Annotated in this window: 16 protein-coding genes; 13 read left to right on the top strand and 3 right to left on the bottom strand. The window is 51.8% G+C overall.

The window, feature by feature from the left end; translation table 11 throughout:
* Positions 1 to 96: 96 nt before the first annotated feature.
* The 6 genes from ACXYMU_RS18785 (at position 97) to ACXYMU_RS18760 (ending at position 5158) form a co-directional block, all read left to right on the top strand.
* On the top strand, positions 97 to 981 hold the full coding sequence (locus ACXYMU_RS18785) for a glycoside hydrolase family 16 protein (protein WP_458987958.1): 885 nt from the start codon (positions 97 to 99) through the stop codon (positions 979 to 981).
* A gap of 86 nt (positions 982 to 1067) precedes the next feature.
* Entirely contained in the window at positions 1068 to 1457 is a 390-nt protein-coding gene (gene gloA2 / locus ACXYMU_RS18780; protein ID WP_458987957.1) for an SMU1112c/YaeR family gloxylase I-like metalloprotein, read from the top strand.
* Positions 1458 to 1668: 211 nt separating this feature from the next.
* Positions 1669 to 1962, top strand: coding sequence for a hypothetical protein (locus tag ACXYMU_RS18775; RefSeq protein WP_458987956.1), 294 nt, complete (start codon positions 1669 to 1671; stop codon positions 1960 to 1962).
* Positions 1963 to 1996: 34 nt separating this feature from the next.
* Positions 1997 to 2377: an NTF2 fold immunity protein gene (locus tag ACXYMU_RS18770; protein ID WP_458987955.1), complete on the top strand. Its 381-nt coding sequence runs from the start codon at positions 1997 to 1999 to the stop codon at positions 2375 to 2377.
* Positions 2378 to 2463: 86 nt separating this feature from the next.
* A complete protein-coding gene (locus ACXYMU_RS18765; protein WP_458987954.1) occupies positions 2464 to 3885 on the top strand; it encodes an SDR family oxidoreductase in 1422 nt (473 codons plus the stop codon).
* Between the two features lie 208 nt (positions 3886 to 4093).
* Positions 4094 to 5158 (top strand): 2Fe-2S iron-sulfur cluster-binding protein, encoded by a 1065-nt coding sequence (locus tag ACXYMU_RS18760; RefSeq protein WP_458987953.1) that lies wholly within the window; start codon positions 4094 to 4096, stop codon positions 5156 to 5158.
* 158 nt (positions 5159 to 5316) lie between these two features.
* Here the strand turns inward: ACXYMU_RS18760 and mgrA are convergent, their stop codons facing one another.
* On the bottom strand, positions 5317 to 6309 hold the full coding sequence (gene mgrA / locus ACXYMU_RS18755; protein ID WP_458987952.1) for an L-glyceraldehyde 3-phosphate reductase: 993 nt from the start codon (positions 6307 to 6309) through the stop codon (positions 5317 to 5319).
* 216 nt (positions 6310 to 6525) lie between these two features.
* Between mgrA and ACXYMU_RS18750 the strand changes: the two genes are divergently transcribed.
* Together ACXYMU_RS18750 and ACXYMU_RS18745 are read left to right on the top strand one after the other, a co-directional pair.
* Positions 6526 to 7353, top strand: a complete 828-nt coding sequence (locus tag ACXYMU_RS18750) for a universal stress protein (protein ID WP_458987951.1) — start codon at positions 6526 to 6528, stop codon at positions 7351 to 7353.
* Positions 7350 to 9104 (top strand): cation:proton antiporter, encoded by a 1755-nt coding sequence (locus ACXYMU_RS18745; RefSeq protein WP_458987950.1) that lies wholly within the window; start codon positions 7350 to 7352, stop codon positions 9102 to 9104. Before ACXYMU_RS18750 ends, ACXYMU_RS18745 begins: the two co-directional genes overlap by 4 nt.
* A gap of 6 nt (positions 9105 to 9110) precedes the next feature.
* Here ACXYMU_RS18745 and ACXYMU_RS18740 read toward each other — a convergent pair whose 3' ends face one another.
* Entirely contained in the window at positions 9111 to 10223 is a 1113-nt protein-coding gene (locus ACXYMU_RS18740) for a glycoside hydrolase family 43 protein (protein ID WP_458987949.1), read from the bottom strand.
* Positions 10224 to 10518: 295 nt separating this feature from the next.
* On the opposite strand from ACXYMU_RS18740, the gene ACXYMU_RS18735 reads away from it, so the two are divergent.
* Complete coding sequence (locus tag ACXYMU_RS18735) at positions 10519 to 11982, top strand: aminoacyl-histidine dipeptidase (RefSeq protein ID WP_458987948.1); 1464 nt, start codon at positions 10519 to 10521, stop codon at positions 11980 to 11982.
* Between the two features lie 81 nt (positions 11983 to 12063).
* On the opposite strand, the gene glgP is transcribed toward ACXYMU_RS18735, so the two are convergent.
* Entirely contained in the window at positions 12064 to 13731 is a 1668-nt protein-coding gene (gene glgP, locus ACXYMU_RS18730) for an alpha-glucan family phosphorylase (protein ID WP_458987947.1), read from the bottom strand.
* 338 nt (positions 13732 to 14069) lie between these two features.
* Here glgP and ACXYMU_RS18725 point away from each other — a divergent pair, with 338 nt between their 5' ends.
* From ACXYMU_RS18725 to ACXYMU_RS18710, 4 genes are all read left to right on the top strand, one after another.
* Positions 14070 to 14546, top strand: coding sequence for a GbsR/MarR family transcriptional regulator (locus ACXYMU_RS18725; RefSeq protein WP_458987946.1), 477 nt, complete (start codon positions 14070 to 14072; stop codon positions 14544 to 14546).
* Between the two features lie 76 nt (positions 14547 to 14622).
* Positions 14623 to 15972, top strand: coding sequence for a TolC family protein (locus tag ACXYMU_RS18720; protein WP_458987945.1), 1350 nt, complete (start codon positions 14623 to 14625; stop codon positions 15970 to 15972).
* A 21-nt stretch (positions 15973 to 15993) separates the two neighbouring features.
* Positions 15994 to 17046: an efflux RND transporter periplasmic adaptor subunit gene (locus tag ACXYMU_RS18715; RefSeq protein WP_458987944.1), complete on the top strand. Its 1053-nt coding sequence runs from the start codon at positions 15994 to 15996 to the stop codon at positions 17044 to 17046.
* Between the two features lie 271 nt (positions 17047 to 17317).
* Positions 17318 to 20491 (top strand): efflux RND transporter permease subunit, encoded by a 3174-nt coding sequence (locus tag ACXYMU_RS18710; RefSeq protein WP_458987943.1) that lies wholly within the window; start codon positions 17318 to 17320, stop codon positions 20489 to 20491.
* Positions 20492 to 20542: the final 51 nt, after the last annotated feature.

Raw genomic sequence — 20542 nt, 5'->3', positions numbered from 1 at the left:
TGCAGGCACTCCTTTAGCGTTTTCGGTGTTGCGTGATGAAGAAGCTAAAAAAATCAGTGCCACCTACTATTCCTTAGAATTTTAAGCTCACTTCGTATGTCCTGGATCAAGCAAGCTACATCTACTCTCCACTTTTCGCTAGGCTTGCTGGTATGCCTGGCAATTGGCATGACTTCCTGCGGCTCTTCCTCGGAGGAACAGGATTTGCCAAAACCTAACCCTGCTCCAACGCCACCGCAAGCCAAAACCTGGACCTTTGAGACTACTCCGATGTGGGCAGATGAGTTTGACTACACAGGCCAGCCTGATCCAACCAAATGGGGGTATGATATTGGTGGGCACGGATGGGGCAACAATGAGCTTCAGTATTACACCAACAACCAAAGCAACGCCAGTGTTTCCGATGGAAAGCTGACGATAACGGCCCAGAAAGAACGCAAGGAGCAGAACTTCTATACCTCTGCCAGACTGGTTACCAAGGACAAAGGCGACTTCCTGTACGGCAGAATAGAGGTAAAGGCCAAGTTACCCACCGGCCGGGGCACCTGGCCCGCCATCTGGATGCTACCCACCGACTGGGCTTATGGCGGCTGGCCCCGCTCCGGTGAGATCGACATTATGGAGCACGTAGGCTACGACCAGAATACCGTGCACGTAACGGTGCACACCGATGCGTATAACCACATGAAGGGCACCCAAAAAGGCAATAAAAAGTATGTTGAGACTGCCAGTACGGCCTTTCACCAGTACCGCGTGGACTGGACACCCAATGACATCCAAGGCTTTATAGATGATCAGCTGGTGTTTGTTTTCAAAAATGAGGGTTCTGGCTTTGCGGCCTGGCCTTTTGATAAGCGATTTCATTTACTGCTGAACATCGCTGTTGGTGGCAACTGGGGGGGTGCGCAGGGCATAGACGCTACGGTATACCCCCAAACGATGGAGGTGGATTATGTGCGGGTGTATAAGCTGATCCAGTAATCGGTTTTTACCTGGGCTGAGCTGATGTAAGCCTTATTGACTCAAAAAGCTTATCTTGGAACTTCATCAAACCTGTAATTGCCCCCATGCTGCAGCTCAATAAGATCCATCACATCGCCATTATCAGCTCTGACTACAAAAAATCGAAGCATTTCTATACCCAGGTGTTGGGTTTGGAAATAGTGCAGGAGGTATACCGCGAAGAACGGCAGTCTTATAAGCTGGATCTGGCCCTGAACGGGCAGTATGTGATTGAGCTTTTCTCCTTTCCTGCTCCCCCTCCCCGCCCCTCGCGCCCGGAAGCAGCGGGTATGCGCCACCTGGCCTTTGAGGTCGAGAACCTGGAGGTAGCCGTGGAAGAGCTAAAACAGCACGGCGTGATCGCGGAACCGATCCGGCTGGATGAGCACACTGGCAAGCGCTTCACCTTCTTTGCCGACCCGGATAACCTGCCCCTCGAATTCTATGAGGCTTAGCCCGACATCAGTTTACCTACTAAGATCTGTTTCTCTTGAAGGAAAAGCTATAACACGATTAAAACAGAACTACATGAGGAAAGCAAAGAACACAAAACAGTTTTGATACATAGTGCAGCTAGTGGGAGTAGGTACTCCTGCTATACAGTAGTTGTATGATATTGAAATTATAAATTGAAAAAAGAGTCGAGTTTGACCTGTTCCCAAATCTATGAATAGAAAGTATGTTGGTATTGTGTTTTTAACATTGGCTTTCTTTGCTTTCGCTATGCTGGCAGCAGGTTCACACGGGCATATTCGCTTCAGGCCTCATCTGGGTGAAGACTGGTTCTTCTGGGGAGCGATGGTATTTTTTACCACAAATGGAGCTGGTTTAATACTCAGAGGCTGTTTTAAAACCTATTTGAGAGCCATTTTAGAAACAGAGACTATAGGCATAAAAGCCATTTCTACAGCATTCAACCACTTTTATGGAATTCAAATTTCCCGCTTGAATAGGTTTTAAAACAGTCTCTCAGAAGCAGCAAATAAAGAAATAAATGAAAAAAGCTCTACTACTCTTCATAAGCTTACATTTCTACTTTGTAGCCACTGCACAAGAAGGAACTGATAGAACAAAGCTTGGAGAACAATATGCTAAGCGAGAATTAGCTGACGCACTTAATAATCCTTCACAGAAGCAGATTCTTGAAGAGAAAGTTATCAAAAATAAACAGACAGCTATTAGTGTGGCAGAAGCAATGCTGTTCAGTATTTACGGAAAAGATAACATCGTTAGACAGCGACCTTACGAGAGCCACTTGATAGATGGTTATTGGGTGCTTATTGGAACATTGCCAAAAGATTGGGTAGGTGGAAAATTTCTTATAATAATCAACTCAACTGACGGTAAGATAGTCAAACTAACACACGGAAAATAAGAACAACACCATACAACAAAGTATAGCAGGTATACTGCGGCTACGCCTTGCTATCTGCTATACCAGCACGTTGTGTTTAATAGAGCATGAAAATACTTCTAACCGGTGCAACCGGATACATAGGAAAAAGACTATTACCTGTTTTAATTGAAGCAGGCCATGAAGTAGTTTGCTGCGTCCGCGATTCTAATAGGTTCAATCCTCCTGAATCTATCAAACAAAAGGTATCTGTAAATGAAATCGATTTCCTGGACGAAAGAACGCTAGATCGGGTTCCGAAAGATATTGATGGAGCGTATTACTTAATTCATTCAATGTCTTCGTCCAAGGACTACAAATCCTTGGAACACACCTCTGCCGTCAACTTTAAAAAATCACTTGATGGTTCAAATATCAAACACGTCATCTACCTCAGTGGAATCGTGAACGAGTCAGCACTATCAGAGCACTTGAGTTCGCGCAGGAATGTTGAATCCGAATTAGAAACTGGAAACTATAATTTCACTACCCTGAGAGCTGGAATCATTATTGGGTCAGGTAGTGCCTCTTTTGAGATCATAAGAGATCTGGTGGAAAAGCTCCCGTTCATGATTACACCCAAATGGTTAAGAACAAAATGTCAGCCTATTGGTATATCTGATGTGATCTTGTTTTTGATTAAATCATTGTTTAACGAGAAAACATATAACAGAAATTTTGACATTGGTGGTCCTGATGTGCTCACCTATAAAGAAATGTTGCTAGGTTTTGCTGAATCCAGGAATTTGAAGCGTACAATTCTTATTGTACCTGTAATGACCCCAAGATTGTCTTCCTATTGGCTCTATTTTGTGACATCTACCTCTTACAACCTTGCCGTATCTCTTGTAAACAGCATGAAGATTGAAGTAGTTTGCCGCGATACTACCATTAACTCTATTCTCGGAATTAAACCAATAGGATACAAGCAAGCTTTAAAGAAAGCATTCGATAAAATTGAAAGTAACGAAATTATCTCAAGCTGGAAAGATTCATATTCTAGCAGTGGGATCAATTTCAATGTTTCTGATTTTATAAAAGTGCCGGCTTTTGGATGTTTTGTTGACAAGCGAAAAAGAAAATTCGACAACCGCGAAACGTGCTTAAACAAGATCTGGAGCATCGGTGGCGAAACGGGTTGGTATTACGGCAATTGGTTATGGAGATTAAGAGGACTATTAGATAAAATGGTAGGTGGAGTTGGACTAAGAAGAGGAAGAACTAATCTTACTTCAATTAAAGCAGGGGATGCAGTAGATTTTTGGAGAGTTTTGTACGCCAATAAAAATGACGGACGTTTACTATTATTCGCCGAAATGAAATTACCCGGAGAAGCTTGGCTAGAATTTAAGATCGTAGATGATCGACTTGAACAGACAGCCACATTTAGACCCTTAGGTTTATTGGGAAGACTATATTGGTACTCAGTATTACCTTTTCATGGTTTTATTTTCAGAGGTATGCTAAAAAACATAACGAAAGACAACTAAACCTAAATTGCATTAAAACGCAGTTTAGCTAATCCAACATCCATAAGCTGGCTTCAACAAGAGGCTCCTATGGTTGGTTACTAGCTTAAATCACTGATGTTATCATTGCTAAAGCAAAGCCTTAGAGTCAGGGCTGCGCGGTTTATATGGGTCAGTTGCGCGCACTGCGCACTACCTTTTTGCTAAAGTCCTGCGTATGGCAAACCATATGGCAATCCCTGATTACGACACAAACCAATTCTACACTAAACTTACAATCACGGCTATCCGGGAAGAGATTCCGGGGGTAAAATCGTTTTACTTTGAGGGTGATGATGCCAAGGCCATTTCTTACAAACCCGGGCAGTACCTGACTTTTGTGCACCAGTGCAACCACCAGGAGGTACGCCGCTCTTACTCCATTACCTCTTCACCGGCCTTGCAGGAGCCGCTCTCGATCGGTGTGAAGCGCGTGGATAATGGCTTTTACTCCCGCAAGCTCGTGGACGAGGCCAAAGTAGGGGACACACTTTATACCATTGGCGCCACCGGGCTCTTTACACTCCCTGAGAAGTTAGCCCCCTACCGGCAGGTATTTTTGCTGGCCGCCGGTAGGGGTATTACGCCCATCTACTCGCTGCTGAAAACCCTGTTGCATGCCCACCCACGCATCAAAGTGGTGCTGATTTACAGCAATCATTACCCGGACAAAACCATATACAAAGCAGAACTAGAGCAACTACAACAGAACTTCCCGGAACAGCTAAGGGTGGAGTTTTTGTACAGCGTTTCGGTTAACCTGGCGCGGGCCAGGCTTTATAAAGATTTGCTGCAGCAGATCGTAGAGCAGTATGTGGAGGCACCTTTTCGACAGGTGCTGTTTTACCTCTGCGGCCCGGCCACCTACATGCGCATGTGCTACTACGCGCTGCGCCAAAAGGGTGTACCGAACGACAACATCCGGCGGGAGAGTTTCAGTACCGCCAAAGTGCACGTTCCCCTGCTTCCCCCGGACACGGATAAACATCAGGTGCAGATACAGTTGAAAGATCGGATCTATCAATTAGAGGTGCAGCACCCCACCACTATTTTGCAGTCGGCCCGCAAGGCGGGTGTCCCTTTGCCCTACAGCTGCGAGGCAGGCAGGTGCGGCAGTTGCGCCGCCCGTTGCACCCGTGGTAAGGTATGGATGTCGTATAACGAAGTGCTGACAGAGCAGGACCTGGCCAAGGGCCTTACCCTAACCTGCGTGGGCTATCCGGTTGGCGGTGATGTGGGGCTGCAAGTGATGTAAGTGGAATCGATCTTATTGGCAGAAAATGCCCGCAAGTGTAGCTCACAAAGGAAGATGCCGGATAATATACTTCGGTTAGCGGGACAAACCTGTATTTATACCTACCCCCTGTTTCTCCCATTAATCGAAATAAAACTGACGTATCGCTGACACAACCCCTACCTCAATATTCGCTCGATCTGCGCTAATTCATTTTCGCTGAAATGCTTGTTATCCAGGCTTTTCAGTGAATCCGCCAACTGCGCCGGAGAACTCGCCCCGATCAGCACCGACGTTACCCGCGCATCTTTCAGCAGCCAGGCCAATGCCATTTGGGCCAGCGACTGCCCCCGTTCTTGCGCCAGGGCATGCAGTTGCCTGATTCTACCGAGCTTATCCTCTGTGATATCCTCCTCCTGTAAGTGCCCGGTTGACTTGGCGGCACGTGAGTTGGCTGGCACGCCTTTCGGGTACTTGCCTGTAAGCAGGCCTTGCGCCAGCGGCGAGAACGGGATGCAGCCTACCCCTTCCTCCTGCAGCAAATCCAGCAGCCCTTCCTCTTCCACCCAGCGCACAAACATCGAGTATTTGGGTTGATGGATCAGGCAGGGAGTGCCCAGCGAACGCAGGATGCGCATCGCCTCGGTCGCCTCAGCCGGCTGGTAGTTAGACAAGCCCACATACAAGGCCTTGCCCTGTCGCACGATCAGGTCCAGGGCACCCATGGTTTCCTCGAGCGGTGTTTCGGGGTCCGGGCGGTGGTGGTAGAAAATATCTACATAATCCAGCCCCATGCGTTTCAGGCTCTGGTCGAGGCTTGCCACCAGGTATTTCTTTGATCCCCAGTTGCCATACGGGCCGGGCCACATGTCATACCCTGCCTTCGAGGAAATGATCAGTTCATCGCGGTAGCCCCGGAAGTCGCTTTCCAGAATGCGGCCAAAGTTCTCTTCCGCCGAGCCGTACGGAGGACCGTAGTTATTGGCCAGGTCGAAGTGTGTGATACCGGCATCAAAGGCGTCGCGGAGCATTTGGCGCGCATTCTCCAGCACATCCACATGCCCAAAGTTATGCCACAGGCCCAAAGACAGCGCCGGCAGCCGAATGCCGCTCTTGCCACAGCGCCTGTACTCCATTTTATCGTATCGGTCCGGGTTGGGGGTATAGGTCATACCATCTAGTTTTAAAAGGATGAATCAAATTAAGCTATTCCAAGCTTTGAGCCAAATCCCAGCCGTGGCTTGCTAAAGGTTAAAGTTCTAACATGTACAGAAACAACTAAAAACCAATTTAAACAAGGTATAAAACAAGCGCTTTTCCGTATACTTTAGAACCAACAGACACTTGAGGATTACTTTTCACATAACAGATTCATACCCGTGACTCCCATGCCCCAAAGCTTCATCGTCTTGTGTGATTTCTCGCCTTATGCACGGCAGGCCCTGCTGGTAGCACACCAGTGGAGTGCCTGGGTGGGGGCCGAACTGCACCTGCTGCATAACATAGACGAGAGTTATGTGCCTGCCATGGCCGACCAGGAAGCCCGGCAGGTAGCGCATGCCCTTTCCAGGTCGGAGGCCTTTGAAAAATTGATGCAACAACACCTGGAGGAAACCGGAGAAGCCATTGCCCCCGACAAGGTGCATGTCTCTACCAAGAGCCTGTTCACCTCCCTGGCGCAAATAACTCGAGAGCACGACGTGCAATTGGTGTTTGCCGGCCTGAAAGGCAAAAGCCTGTTAAAACGATTACTGGCCGGAAGCACCGTGCTCAAACTACTCGATTACGTGGAGGTGCCTGTAGTCTCCGTTCCCAAACACTTACCCCTGTATACCCAACTGGCCCTCCATGTCAGCGTTAGCTACCACTATACTTTTAACTCCATCGCCCTCCAAAAATTCTTGGGCCTGATGGGCGATCACATTAAGGAACTGGCCTTTCTGACCGTCTGTACCGAAGACGACAACCGGGAGAAGGCGGCTGCGCTACTAGACAAGCTGCAGACCATTTTCTCGGACCACCCTTCGGTTAGTGCACACCTCTTCGAGGGGGATGCCCCTTTGGCGCAGGTGAAGGCCCACATGCTGGCGCAAACAGATGGGGTGTTGGTGGTACAGAAGGGCTCGCGCGCGTTGTCTGACCACCTGTTCCGGAAGTTCTTTGTAGACGAGTTGGTGCACGACGCCAGTTTACCCATGCTGATTTTACCCACATGAACTGGCTGGCCAGTATAGCAGAAGACCCATTCTTTGAATTGGCCGTCATCCTGTTTCTGGCTGCAGCGGCGGGTGGCCTCGGGCAGTTGCTGCGCCAGCCCCTGATCGTTATGTTCATTGCGCTCGGCATTCTGATTGGCCCCTCCGTGCTGAACATCATCAAATCCGAAGCTCAGATTCACTTGCTGGCGCAGGTGGGCATTGCCCTGCTCCTTTTCATTGTGGGCCTGAGGCTCGACCTCCAACTCATAAAATCCATCGGCCGGATCGCTCTTTTCACCGGGCTCGGGCAGGTCCTGTTCACGTCGGTGGCGGGTTACCTGTTGGGCATACTTTTGGGGTTCACGTCGCTGCACAGCCTCTACATTGCCGTGGCGCTAACCTTCTCCAGCACCATCATCATCGTTAAGCTCCTCACCGACAAAAAAGAGATCGACTCGCTGCACGGGCAGATCGCGATCGGTTTCCTGATCGTACAAGACTTAGTGGTGATTTTGGTAATGGTGGCGCTGTCAGCATTGGGCAAAGGGGGCGACAATACATTCTACCAGAAATTGGTTTATACCCTCCTGAACGGTGCCGTGCTGGCTGTGGCTATGATAGCTCTGATGAAGTGGGTGTTGCCGCATGCCAGTGCGTTCCTGGCCCGGTCGCAGGAACTTCTCACGCTTTTCTCTATTGCCTGGGCTATTCTGCTTGCTTCCATCAGCGAGTTTATGGGCTTCAGCAGCGAAGTAGGCGCTTTCCTGGCCGGGATGAGCCTTGCCTCTACCCCCTTCCGGGAGGCGATCAGCAGCAGGCTGGTGAGCCTGCGGGATTTCCTGCTGCTTTTTTTCTTCATCAACCTGGGTGCCTCGCTCGATCTTTCCGCTTTGGGTGCCTTGGTACCCAGTGCGCTGCTCTTCTCGTTTTTCGTGCTTGTCGGCAACCCCATTATTGTCCTCATCATCATGGGGGTGATGGGCTATACCAAGCGCACGGCCTTCCTGGCAGGGCTCACGGTGGCGCAGATCAGTGAGTTTTCGCTCATTTTTGCTGGCATGGGGTATGAGTTCGGTCACATCAGCGTTGAAATCATTGGCCTGATCACGTTAGTGGGTTTGATTACCATTGGGTTGTCCACCTACATGATCATCTACTCGCATATACTATACAAATGGATGGCCCCACTGCTGCAGGTGTTTGAGCGAAGAAACCCCTACCGCGAGGCCGCATTCAAGACAACTGAGACGCTCCCTGTAAAGGTGATTGTGATTGGGCTAGGCCGGTTTGGGGGCGCCATTGCCCAACACCTGCGGAAGCATGACATACTAGTGATGGGCGTTGACTTCGACCCGAAAGTTATCAAAAGCTTCCGTAAACTGGGCATGAATGTAGAGTATGGCGATTTGGAGGACCCTGGCCTGTTGAGCAGGCTACCCTTCCAGACAGCTGAGCACATCATCAATACCGTCCCCGATTGCCAACTCTCCAAAATCATGATCAAGGACTTGCGGGCAAAAGGTTACAAGGGCAAGGCGCTGGTTACGGCCTACAATGCCAAATCTGCGGTACAGATGCGCCAATGCGACGCCGACGATGTGCTGCTCCCCTACCTGATGGCTGCCGAAAGCATTTACCAGCGCCTGGCTGATTTGAACGGCCAAACGGACACCACCCCCATACCAGCGGACAGTTTCAGGCCAGCGCCACAAAAACAAAGCCCCACCGCTTTGGAGGGCGGCAGGGCTTCAAGTGTCACGCAAAACTGATTAGCGTTATTGCTGTGCCGTTATTGTTTGGATAGTGCCATCCGGGTTATACTTCAACTCCGTTACCTTGATATTACGCAGGTGCGTTTTGCCCGATAACTGGGTGTCGTGATAGAACAGGTACCATTTGCCTTTGTACTCTACAATAGAGTGGTGGTTTGTCCAGCCTTCTACCGGGTTCAGCAGCACCCCCTGGTAAGTAAACGGACCGTACGGGCTGTCGCCGATGGCGTAAGCAATGTTGTGCGTGTCGCCGGTGGAGTACGAGAAGTAGTACTTGCCGTTATATTTGTGCAACCAGGCCGCCTCGAAAAAACGGCGCTCGTTGTCACCGGCCAGCAGTGGCTTGGCGTCCTTGTCCACGATCTGCACGTCGCGCACATCCTCGCTGAAGCTTAACATGTCATCGCTCAGGCGTGCCACTTTCGGCATCAGGGCTGGTTTGTCGTCTGCCGGGTACGTATCATTGGCGTTATACTTGCCACTGCTCCAACGCTGCAACTGCCCGCCCCAGATGCCACCGAAGAACATATAGGCGCTGCCATCGTCATCCACGAACACAGCCGGGTCTATACTGTAGCTTTTTGCAATCGGTTGCGGTTGTGGCTTAAACGGACCAGTAGGGGAAGTACTGGTGGCTACCCCAATCCGGAACACGTCCTCCTTGTCCTTCACCGGGAAGTAAAGGTAATAAGTGCCATTTTTAAAAGCCGCATCAGGTGCCCAAAGCTGGCGGCCTGCCCACGGAATATCCTTGATATCCAAGCCTACCCCATGGTCCGTGATCTTGCCGTTTGGCTCATCCATCGAGAAGATGTGGTAATCCCGCATGTCGAAATGCGACCCATCGTCTTTCTCCGTCACGCCAGCGTCTATGTCATGCGACGGATAGATGTATATCTTCCCGTCGAACACGTGCGCCGAAGGGTCTGCTGTGTATATGTCGGTTACCAGGGGCTGGCTCAGGTAGCGGGAGTCTTCCTGCGTACTATCCTGTGCGGCAGCATTCTCTGCGGTTTCTGCCTCGCCGTCAGCAGTGTTTTGCTGGCAGCCGCTGGTGAGGGCCATACCGGCCAATAGGCCAAATAACGATTTCCTGAAATAGGAGCTGTGTTTCATGTGTATGATTTGTTTTAAGATGACATGTAAAGTAGTTGCAGCATCATAACCTGTTTACAAGGCTGCAGGGCATCACTAAATTTCAGCTGTGATATACCAAACTTAGCATTTTATGAAATCGGTTGCAAATTATTCTTTTCTATCACGTTATCACTATCCTTAAATTTTGATGCCAGGAATGCGTTGCGGCGCAGGGAACAGGCAAGTATAGCTGACTTCCGGCTTTTCGGGCATATTTACGTACCTTTGTGCTGGCCGCCACGGTTGTGCCACCACATACTAAAAGACACATATTATGAGCGCAGAAGTACGAAACCTGGAGCCAAAAGCGCTTTGGGAGAGTTTTGCTGACCTGAATGCTGTTCCGCGTCCTTCAAAAAAGGAAGCACGTGTGATTAGCTTTATGAAAGACTTTGGCAAGCGCCTGGGTCTGGAAACGATAGAAGATGAAACGGGCAACGTCATCATCAAAAAGCCCGCCACGCCGGGTATGGAGAACCGCCAGACAGTAGCCTTGCAAAGCCACCTCGACATGGTGCACCAGAAAAATGCCGACACGGATTTTGACTTCGACACGCAGGGTATTGACATGTACATAGACGGTGACTGGGTAAAAGCGCGCGGCACCACGCTGGGTGCAGACAATGGCCTGGGTGTGGCAGCTATCATGGCCGTGCTCGCCGCCAAGGATATCGCCCATCCAGCCCTCGAAGCCTTGTTTACCGTGGATGAGGAAACCGGTATGACAGGTGCCCTCGGTCTGAAAGGCGGTCTGCTAAATGCCAGCATCCTTTTAAACCTCGACACCGAGGACGACCATGAGCTGACGATTGGCTGTGCAGGCGGCATTGACATAACGGCGAACGGCACCTATGAGCAGGAAGCCGTGCCAACAGGTATGGCAGGATATAAACTTAGTATAAGCGGCCTCACGGGCGGGCACTCGGGTATGGATATCATCCTGGGCCGGGCCAACGCCAACAAGCTGATGAACCGTTTGCTTTTCGGGGCAACAGAGAAGTTCAACCTCCGCATCGGCACCATCGACGGCGGGGGACTGCGCAACGCCATTCCCCGCGAGTCGTTTGCACTGGTAGCAGTTATGGAAAAAGACAAGGAGGCCTTTGAGGGTTATATACAGGACCAGCAGGCAGTGCTGCAGCAGGAGTATAGATCAACAGACCCGAAGCTGGCGCTTGCCTTGAACCAGGCAGCCCTGCCAGCACAGGTTGCCACGCAGGAATTTGCCTCTACCCTGATGCGTGCCCTTTACGCGTGCCCGAACGGTATTTTCCGTATGAGCCCAGAAATCGATGGGCTGGTGCAGACATCCAACAACGTGGCGCGGGTAATCTTGCAGGACGGCAGCTACAGCGTGCTGTGCCTGACGCGCAGCTCGGTAGACAGCGAAAAGATGGATTTGGCAAAAAGCATACAATGCGCCTTGGAACTCGCCGGTGCCGCTGTAGAGATGAGCGGAACATACCCGGGCTGGGCCCCAAAACCAGAGGCATCAATCATCCAACTGATGAGCGACCTTTACCGGCAGCAGTTCCAAAGCGAGCCGGACGTGAATGCCTGCCACGCGGGCCTGGAGTGCGGCATACTGGGAGCCAATTATCCCAGCATGGAAATGATTTCCTTTGGCCCGAACATACGTGGTGCCCACTCCCCTGACGAGAAAGTGCAGATCAGCTCGGTGCAGAAGTTCTGGGGCTTCCTGCTGGAAACGCTGCAATGCATTCCTGAAAAGGCTTAATCCATTTATATGTCAACAAAAACGCCGCGCTGTAACGATACAGCGCGGCGTTTTTGTTGCGAAAGCGGCTGGCTTGGTGTGTTAGCTCCGCATGTTGTAGTTATACATCATATCGTAATACTGGTGCGCCATGCGGTCAGAGTTGAACTGCGGCACTACATCGCGCATGCTCTGCTTCACGATGCGCAGCCAGCGTTCCCGGTCGCGGTAATAGCAAGGCACCACCTGCTGCTCCAGCATCTTCATCATGTTGGCATAGTCTTCATCGTCCTGCACTTCGTCGGGCAGCATGGTGTCTACCACGGGCAGCACAAAGCTGTTCTCGCCACTGCGGGCAAACTCCGGCAGCCACCCGTCCTGCACCGAAAAGTTGATGGCCCCGTTCATGGCTGCAGTCATGCCGCTGGTGCCCGAGGCCTCGCGTGGCCGGCGGGGTGTGTTCAGCCAGATATCAGCCCCATGTTTCAGCTTCCTCGACAAGCCCAGTTCATAGCCTGTCAGCACCGCCACATTCTCCAGTTTCTGCGAGATGTACACCAGCTTGTTGAAGACATGCACGGCGTTATGGTCGAAGGGGTATGGCTTGCCCGCCCAGATAACCTGCACCGGCATATCCTGCCTGTTCACAAACTTCAGGAAACGGTCCAGGTCGCGCACCAGCAGGTCGGCGCGCTTGTAGGCGGCAAAGCGGCGGGCCCACACAATGGTGAGCACTTCCGGTTTAAAGAGCTTCCCGGTCTGGTCGGCCACCACGTCAAACAAAATGCGCTTCATCTCGGCTTTTCGGTTCTGCAGCGTCATGTCCTTGTTGTTCAGCTGCGCCTCCCAAAGCTGCTTGTCCATCCAGAAAGGCACGTTCTGGGCATTGGTAATCGCTTTGATCTCGCAGATATCATCGTTATCATACCACATGGCGCGCGATACCTCGCCGTGCAGCTGCGATACGCCGTTGGCTACTTTTGAGAGGCGCAGGGCCACTAGGGTATGGTTGAACATCTGGCCGCGCGTGCTGGTGAGCTCCCGCACCTCGTCCAACCCCAGGCCATTGAAAAAGCTCATGTCGTGCAGCAGTTGGATGTCATGCTCCTCGTTCCCGGCCTTTTCGGGCGTATGGGTGGTAAATACCATGCGGCGGCGCACCTCCTCTTTCTTGCCATACTCCTGAAACAGGTGAAAAGCCAGCGGCAGTGCATGCCCCTCGTTCATGTGGTAAGTCTCAGCGCCTCCCAACGCCTCAATCACTTTGGCCCCACCGATGCCCAGCACGATGCTCTGCGCAATGCGGGCATTCGGCTCAGGGTCGTATAAGCGGTTGGTGATGGTGCGGGCCAGGTGGTCGTTCTCCGTCAAATCGGTGGTCAGGAAATAAATGGGGGCCGTGCCGAAGGTTTCCGGCTTCAGGACCATCGCCTTCACGAGTACCGGGTGGTTGTTGACCACCACCCGCACCGTAATGCCGCTATCCTCCAGAAAGGAATAATACTTTTGCATAAAGTGCGGCCGCATGCTCTGGTCCTCGTTGCGCTCCTGGTCGTAGTAGCCATACTTCCAGAGCATCCCGATGCCCACCAGATTCTGGCGCAGGTCGTAGGCGCTGCGCATATGGGAGCCTGCCAGGAAGCCCAGGCCTCCGGAGTATATCTTCAGGGACTGGTCTATTGCGAACTCCATGCAGAAGTAGGCTGTACGGCGGGTATACTTTTCATTTACATCGTAGGGGTGGTACCATCTGTTGTATGCTGAAGCCATATAAGATTGTTCGTTGGTTTAAATTCGATTTAATTCCATCCATACCAGCCGCCTTCCTTCTCCTCTCCCCCCTTGCCTCTTCAAACGCTGATGGCGCTGCGGTATGCTTAACCCTAACTGCTTGTTAGTTGTTAGATATAAGCCTACGAATATTCAATGGTGTTAGATGACCCGTCAGGCAGGCATTATCCCGGCAGCCTTTCTCACGCGCGGCAATCGGGTTGCCCAGAAGCAGGAAGGGCAAATAAAAACAAAAATAATTTGGTTCTTTATTTTGAGAACCAAAAGAACTATCTTTATCTTTGCACTGTTCGCCAACAGAACATACTTACTGACCTATGGACATACAACTGGATGACAAGAGGAAAGCGCTGATCGAGAAAATCGGGATTGCCCATGAGGAAAAAGGCTTTCAGCCCGTTGCAGGCCGGATTATAGGGCTTCTCTACGTTTCCCCGCGCCCAGAACTTACATTCGATGAGATCCGGGAGTCCCTGAACATCAGCAAGAGCGCCACCAGCACGGCCCTTAACCTGCTGATGCACATAGGCCGCGTGGATTATACCACTTTCCCAGGCGATCGCAAGCGTTACTTCCGGATAAAACTAAGCAATTGGCGCGAAGTGATTTATGAAGAAACAGAGCGTATGGTAAAGATAAGTCATGTACTGCAGGAGGTAATTGAATTAAGAAAAGGAGATGCCACCTCAACCTTCAACTGCAACATAGAAGAGTTCACGAGTTTCCTGCAGTTTATGTACAAGGAGTTTCCGGCACTGCTGCAGCGTTGGGAGGCTACCAGAAAAGAAGAGTAGTCTTTTTTGGATCTTACAAGTTCTCTAAATTCAGAACTAAACAATAAAATACAAACAGTTTAAAACAATACCCAAAGTGATCAAGAACTATTTTTTAATTGGACTAATGCTTCTCTCGCTGCACACCTCCTTTGCACAGGGCCCGGTTGCCAGTAAGGCATTGGCGCTTACGCTGGAAGGGAGCATCCGGTATGCGCTGGAACACAACCAGGATGTGAAGAAGGCTGGCTACGACGAGGAAATAGCCAGGCAGCTGATTCGCGAAACCAAAAGTGTGGGCCTGCCGCAGGTATCGGCCAGTGGCGGCCTCGACTACTTTCCGGCCCTTCCGACCCAGATTCTGCCAGGTGAACTGGCAGGTCAGCCGGGCACTGATATTCCAGTGCAGTTTGGCAAGGACTATAACGTGAAGGGCAATGTGCAAATTAACCAGCTGCTCTTCAACAAGTCTTACTTTGTGGGCTTGCAGGCGGCCAAAACCACCCAGGATTTATACCGGCTCCGCAAGGAGATGGTGCAGGAGGAGGTGATTTACAACATCGGGTCGGCTTACCTGCAGGCGCTGCAAACCAAAGAGCAGTTCAACACGCTGGAGGCCAACCTGGAGCGACTGACGCAACTGGAGCGCATCATGCAGCTGCAGTATGAAAACGACCTGGTGAAGAAGGTGGATGTGAACCGCATCAAGGTAAACAGGCTGAACCTGCAGAACCAGCAGCAAAGCCTGCGCACTGCCTTCGAGCAGCAGAAGAATTTCCTAAAGTTCTTTATCGGCATGCCGCTGGAGCAGGAAATTGAATTGCAGGACGCCGTCATCTCGCTTGAGAAACTGGCCGGCACCGTGGATGTTGCCACCGCCGCAACCCGCAAAACGCAGTTCCAACTCCTCAATACCCAGAAGCAGCTCACCAATTTGCAGGAGCGCAACATCAAGGCCGGTTACTACCCTACGTTGTCGGCTTACGGGCAGTATGGCTACCAGACGCAGCGCAACGACCTGTTCGACAGCTCGGTACCCTACTTCAAGTCCTCCGTGGTGGGCTTGCAGGTGAACATTCCGATTTTCGACGGCTTTAAGAAAGATGCCCAGGTGAAGCAGGCGCAGCTGGAACAGCAAAAGCTGGCCGCAGACCTTGACAAGTTCACCGAGAACACGGAAGCCAGCCTGACGAACGCCATCAGCCAGCTGCAGGTGAGCCAGAACAACATTGCCGCGCAGGAGCAGAATGCAACACTGGCGCAGGAGGTATACGACACCACCAACCAGCTCTACAAAGAGGGTCTCTCCCCGCTCACCGACCTGCTGGAAGCTGAGGTGTCGCTGCGTGAGTCGAAGACTAACCTGAACAACGAAGTACTGAAGTATAAAATCGCCCAGCTGAATTATCTGCAGGCAACCGGAGACCTCGAGACACTAATCAAGTAAAAAAACACACCAAACACGAACATGAAGAAGGTAATTTATAGCGTAATTGTACTGGTTGCATTGGCCGCAATCGGCTTTAAGCTGATGAGCAACAAAGAGCAGATGGCCGCAAAGGCAGCCGTGGCCGAAATAAAAAGCGATGCCATACCGGTGACGGTGACGAAGGTTGAAACAGCCAGGCTCGACAAGTCTTTCACGGCACAGGGCAACTTCGCACCTATCCAAAGCCTGACGCTGATGTCTGAGACGCAGGGCCAGATTCAGCGCGTGCTCAAGCGCAAGGGCGACAAGGTGAAAGCGGGCGAGCTGCTGCTGCAGGTGGAAAACAACACTATGGCCGCTGACCTGGCCACCGCCCAAACCAACGCCGAGAAAGCCAAAAGAGACCTGGAGCGCTTCGAGAACTTGGCTGCCGGTGATGCCATCACCAAAAGACAACTGGAGGATGCCCGCCTGGCAGTCAAGTCTACACAAGGCCAGTTGGTAGCTGCCCGCCAGCGCCTGAGCAAAACCCGCATCACCGCCCCTATCAGCGGCGAGATCAACGAGTTGTATATAGAAGTAGGTTCTTACCTGAACAACGGCACCAAGCTCTACGACATCGTGAACGTGGACAAGCTGAAGCTGAACGTGAAAGTGAATGAGAGCCAAGTGCTGCTGATCAGCAAAGGGGATAAAGTGACCGTGAAAGCCGATGCTGGCGCCGGTCAGGAGTATGAGGGGACCGTTACGGCCATCGCCGCCCAGGCCGACCCGACCCTGAAGTTTGACGTGGAGGTGGAAGTGAAAAACGCCGCCAACAACAACCTGCGGGCCGGTATGTATGGCACCGCCCTATTCGACATCGCTGCCCAGCGTGACGCCCAGCTGTTGCCGCGCGAAGCCATTGTCGGCAGCATCCAGAACCCAAGCGTGTACGTGGTGAAAGACGGTATAGCGAACCTGCGCCAGGTAAAAGTGGGCACTGTAACACAGGACAAGGTAGAAATACTGGAAGGTGTGCAAGCCGGAGAACAGGTGGTACAAAGCGGCCAGATTAACCTGCGCGAGGGTATGAAAGTGAAGACGCTTTAATTTCTGTGCAAATAAATCATCCCCCTGCCCCTTCGAAGGGAGTCGTTTCATTCTCTACTTTACTGGCGCAAGTTTTCAAACTTGTGTCTAAAAATGGTGTCGAGTTTGCAACTCGACTGGGCCAGAGGCCCAATTACACTTTACACTCGCGAGACGCGAGCGAAGGCAATGTTAAAATGAAACGGCCCTGCCCTTTCAAGGGGGCAGGGGGATGACAAAGCGAAAAAGCGCCAGCTAAAACAATAGAACTTCTTTTTAAGAAACTAAGAAAATGAATATAACCAAATTATCCATACAGCGGTCAACGCTGGTGGTGGTGGTTTTTACCGTCCTCACGCTGCTCGGGGTTGTCAGCTACCAATCGCTCAATTATGAGCTGTTGCCTAAATTCAGTCCGCCGGTGCTCACCATCAGCACCATCTATCCGGGGGCTTCGCCAAACGAGGTGGAGAACTCGGTTACGAAAGAGATAGAAGACGCGCTGTCGTCGCTGGAGAACGTGAAAGAGATGAAGAGCACCTCACTGGAGAGCTTCTCCATCATCACCATCCAGCTGAACCAGGGCACGAATGTGGACCTGAGCTTGCAGGACGCACAGCGAAAAATCAACACCATCCTGTCGAAGTTGCCCGATGACGCCAACTCGCCTACACTGAACAAGTTCGACTTTGACGACCTGCCCATTATTAAGATGGGAGCCACGGCCAACATGTCGCCGACGGAGTTCTATGACCTGATCGATAAGAAGATCAAGCCGGAGCTGTCCAGAGTACCGGGTATGGCGGCCATCAAAATTCTGGGTGGCCAGGAGCGTGAGATCAAAGTGAACATCAACGCTGACAAACTGGAGGCCTACAACCTGTCTATCCTGCAGGTGCAGCAGAAAATCCGCAACTCCAACCTTGACTTCCCTACCGGCAAGATCAAGCAGGAAAGCGGACAGACGCAGATCCGTTTGGCAGGTAAATTCCAGTCGCTGGAGCAGCTGAATAATCTGATCATCCGGGAAGACCAGAACGGAATTGTACGCCTGGCCGACGTAGCCGAAGTGCAGGACACACAGAAAGACACCGAAGTACTGACACGCGTAAACTCAGCCCCTTCGGTGGGTATCACCATCCAAAAGCAATCCGATGCCAACGCCGTGGAAGTAAGCCGCCTGACGAAAGAGGCGCTTGCCAAGCTGGAGCAAAGCTATGCGGCCCAGGGCCTGAGCTTCAACATTGCCTCCGACTCATCTGACTTTACGCTGGAAGCCGCCGACTCCGTGATGCACGACCTGCTGATTGCCATTATCCTGGTGGCCGTGGTGATGCTGCTTTTCCTGCACTCACTGCGCAATGCTGTGATTGTGATGATCTCCATACCTGCCTCGTTGGTGGCCACTTTTATTGCCATGTACCTGCTGGGCTACTCGCTCAACCTGATGTCTTTGCTGGCGCTCTCACTGGTGGTCGGTATCCTGGTGGATGACGCCATTGTGGTGATCGAGAACATTCACCGCCACATGGAGATGGGCAAAAAACCCGCGCAGGCCGCCTACGACGGTATCCGCGAAATTATGGCCACAGTAACCTCCATCACGCTGGTAATTGTGGTCGTGTTTATACCGATTGCGCTTTCGAGCGGGCTCGTGTCCGACATCCTGCGTCAGTTTGCGGTGGTGGTGGCCATTGCCACGATGATTTCCTTGTTCGTGGCCTTCACCCTGATTCCGCTGCTGGCCAGCCGTTTCTCGCGCCTGGAGCACGTTTCCAAGGATAATGCATTCGGCCGCTTTATACTTGCGTTCGAGCGCCTGCTGGATCGCATCATCGACGGCTTCACGGCGACGCTGAAGTGGGCCTTCAACCACAAGTTGATCACGCTGGCCGTAACCTTGCTTATGCTGGTGGGCTCGTTTATGCTGGTGCCGTTTGGCTTTATCGGTTCTGAGTTTATACCTGCCGGCGACCGTGGCGAAGTGAGCCTTCAGCTGGAGTTACCGAAAAACGCCACGGTAGAGCAGACCAACTTTGCCACCCGCCAGGTGGAAGAATACTTGGAGGCTATACCTGAAGTGAAGAAAGTGTTCACCACCGTGGGCACGACCTCCTCCTCGCAGGCTGGCCAGAACACCGCGTACAAGGCCGATGTGTCGGTGACGCTGATAGATATAAAAGAGCGCAGCTTCAGCACCGACCAGTTCAGTCGCCAGGCCAAAGCAGACATCGAAAGCAAATTGCCGGATGTGGAAGTGACGCCGGTTCCGGTAGGTCTGGTAGGTACCGCGCAGGCCCCGATTCAGCTGATCATCTCAGGCGCTAACCTGGACTCGGTGATGACGTTTGCGCAGAAAGTGATGGGAATCACAGAAGGCGTGGACGGAACCGTGGACGTGGACATGTCGGTGGAGGGCGGTAACCCTGAGATCGAAGTGGTGGTGGACCGCGATAAGATGGCCAATGTGGGCTTGTCGCTGGAGAACGTGGGCGCAAGCATGCAGCTTGCCTTCAGCGGAAACTCCGACGTGACCTTCCGCTCCGGCACTGAAGACTACGACATCAACATCCGTCTGGACGCCTTTGACCGCCGCAGCGTCACTGACATCGGCAACCTTTCTTTTGTGAACAGCAGAGGCCAGCTAGTGCGCCTGGCGCAGTTCGCTGATATCCGCCAGTCAACCGGCCCGTCGCAGTTGGAGCGCTATAATCGCGTAACATCCGTGAACGTGAACTCGCAGGTGATCGGTCGTCCGTCTGGCTCGGTAGGTGCCGACATACAGGCAAAAGTTGACGCGATCGACATGCCCGACGGGGTAAGCATTGAGTTTGGCGGTAACCTGAAAAACCAGAGCGAAGGCTTCGGTACGCTGGGCATTGCCTTGCTGGCCTCGATCATCTTCGTGTACCTGATCATGGTAGCGCTTTACGACTCTTATGTATACCCGCTGGTGGTGCTGTTCTCTATTCCGCTGGCGATTATCGGTGCCCTGCTGGCGCTGGCGCTGGCTGCCCAGACGCTGAGTATCTTCTCTATCCTGGGTATCATCATGATGATTGGTCTGGTAGCGAAGAACGCGATTATGGTGGTGGACTTCACCAACAAGCTGAAAGACGAGGGCGTGTATGTGAAAGACGCCCTCATCGAGGCAGTGAGAATCCGTTTCCGCCCGATCCTGATGACGACGCTGGCCATGGTGATTGGTATGTTGCCGATTGCTTTGGCAGGAGGCTCCGTAGCCGCTACTAAAAACGGCCTGGCCTGGGCCCTGATCGGTGGCCTGAGTTCCTCGATGTTCCTGACGCTGATTGTGGTGCCTGTGATCTACTATGGTTTCGACCGCGTTCTGGCCAAGTTTGGTATGGACAAGAAAACCGTGATCGTGCTGGAGGATAAGTCCATGGAGGAGTTGGAGCGCGAAACCGCGGAACTGGAGGAGGCCAAAATGAGCCACGCGTATTAGTTCTCGTTTGATAATAAATTCTTAATGTAAAATATGGTAGTAAGAAGGCGG

It is taken from the genome of Pontibacter sp. CAU 1760 (assembly GCF_054482735.1).
The sequence above is the reverse complement of the archived record's forward strand: the minus strand, read 5'-3'. Positions and strand labels throughout refer to the sequence as shown.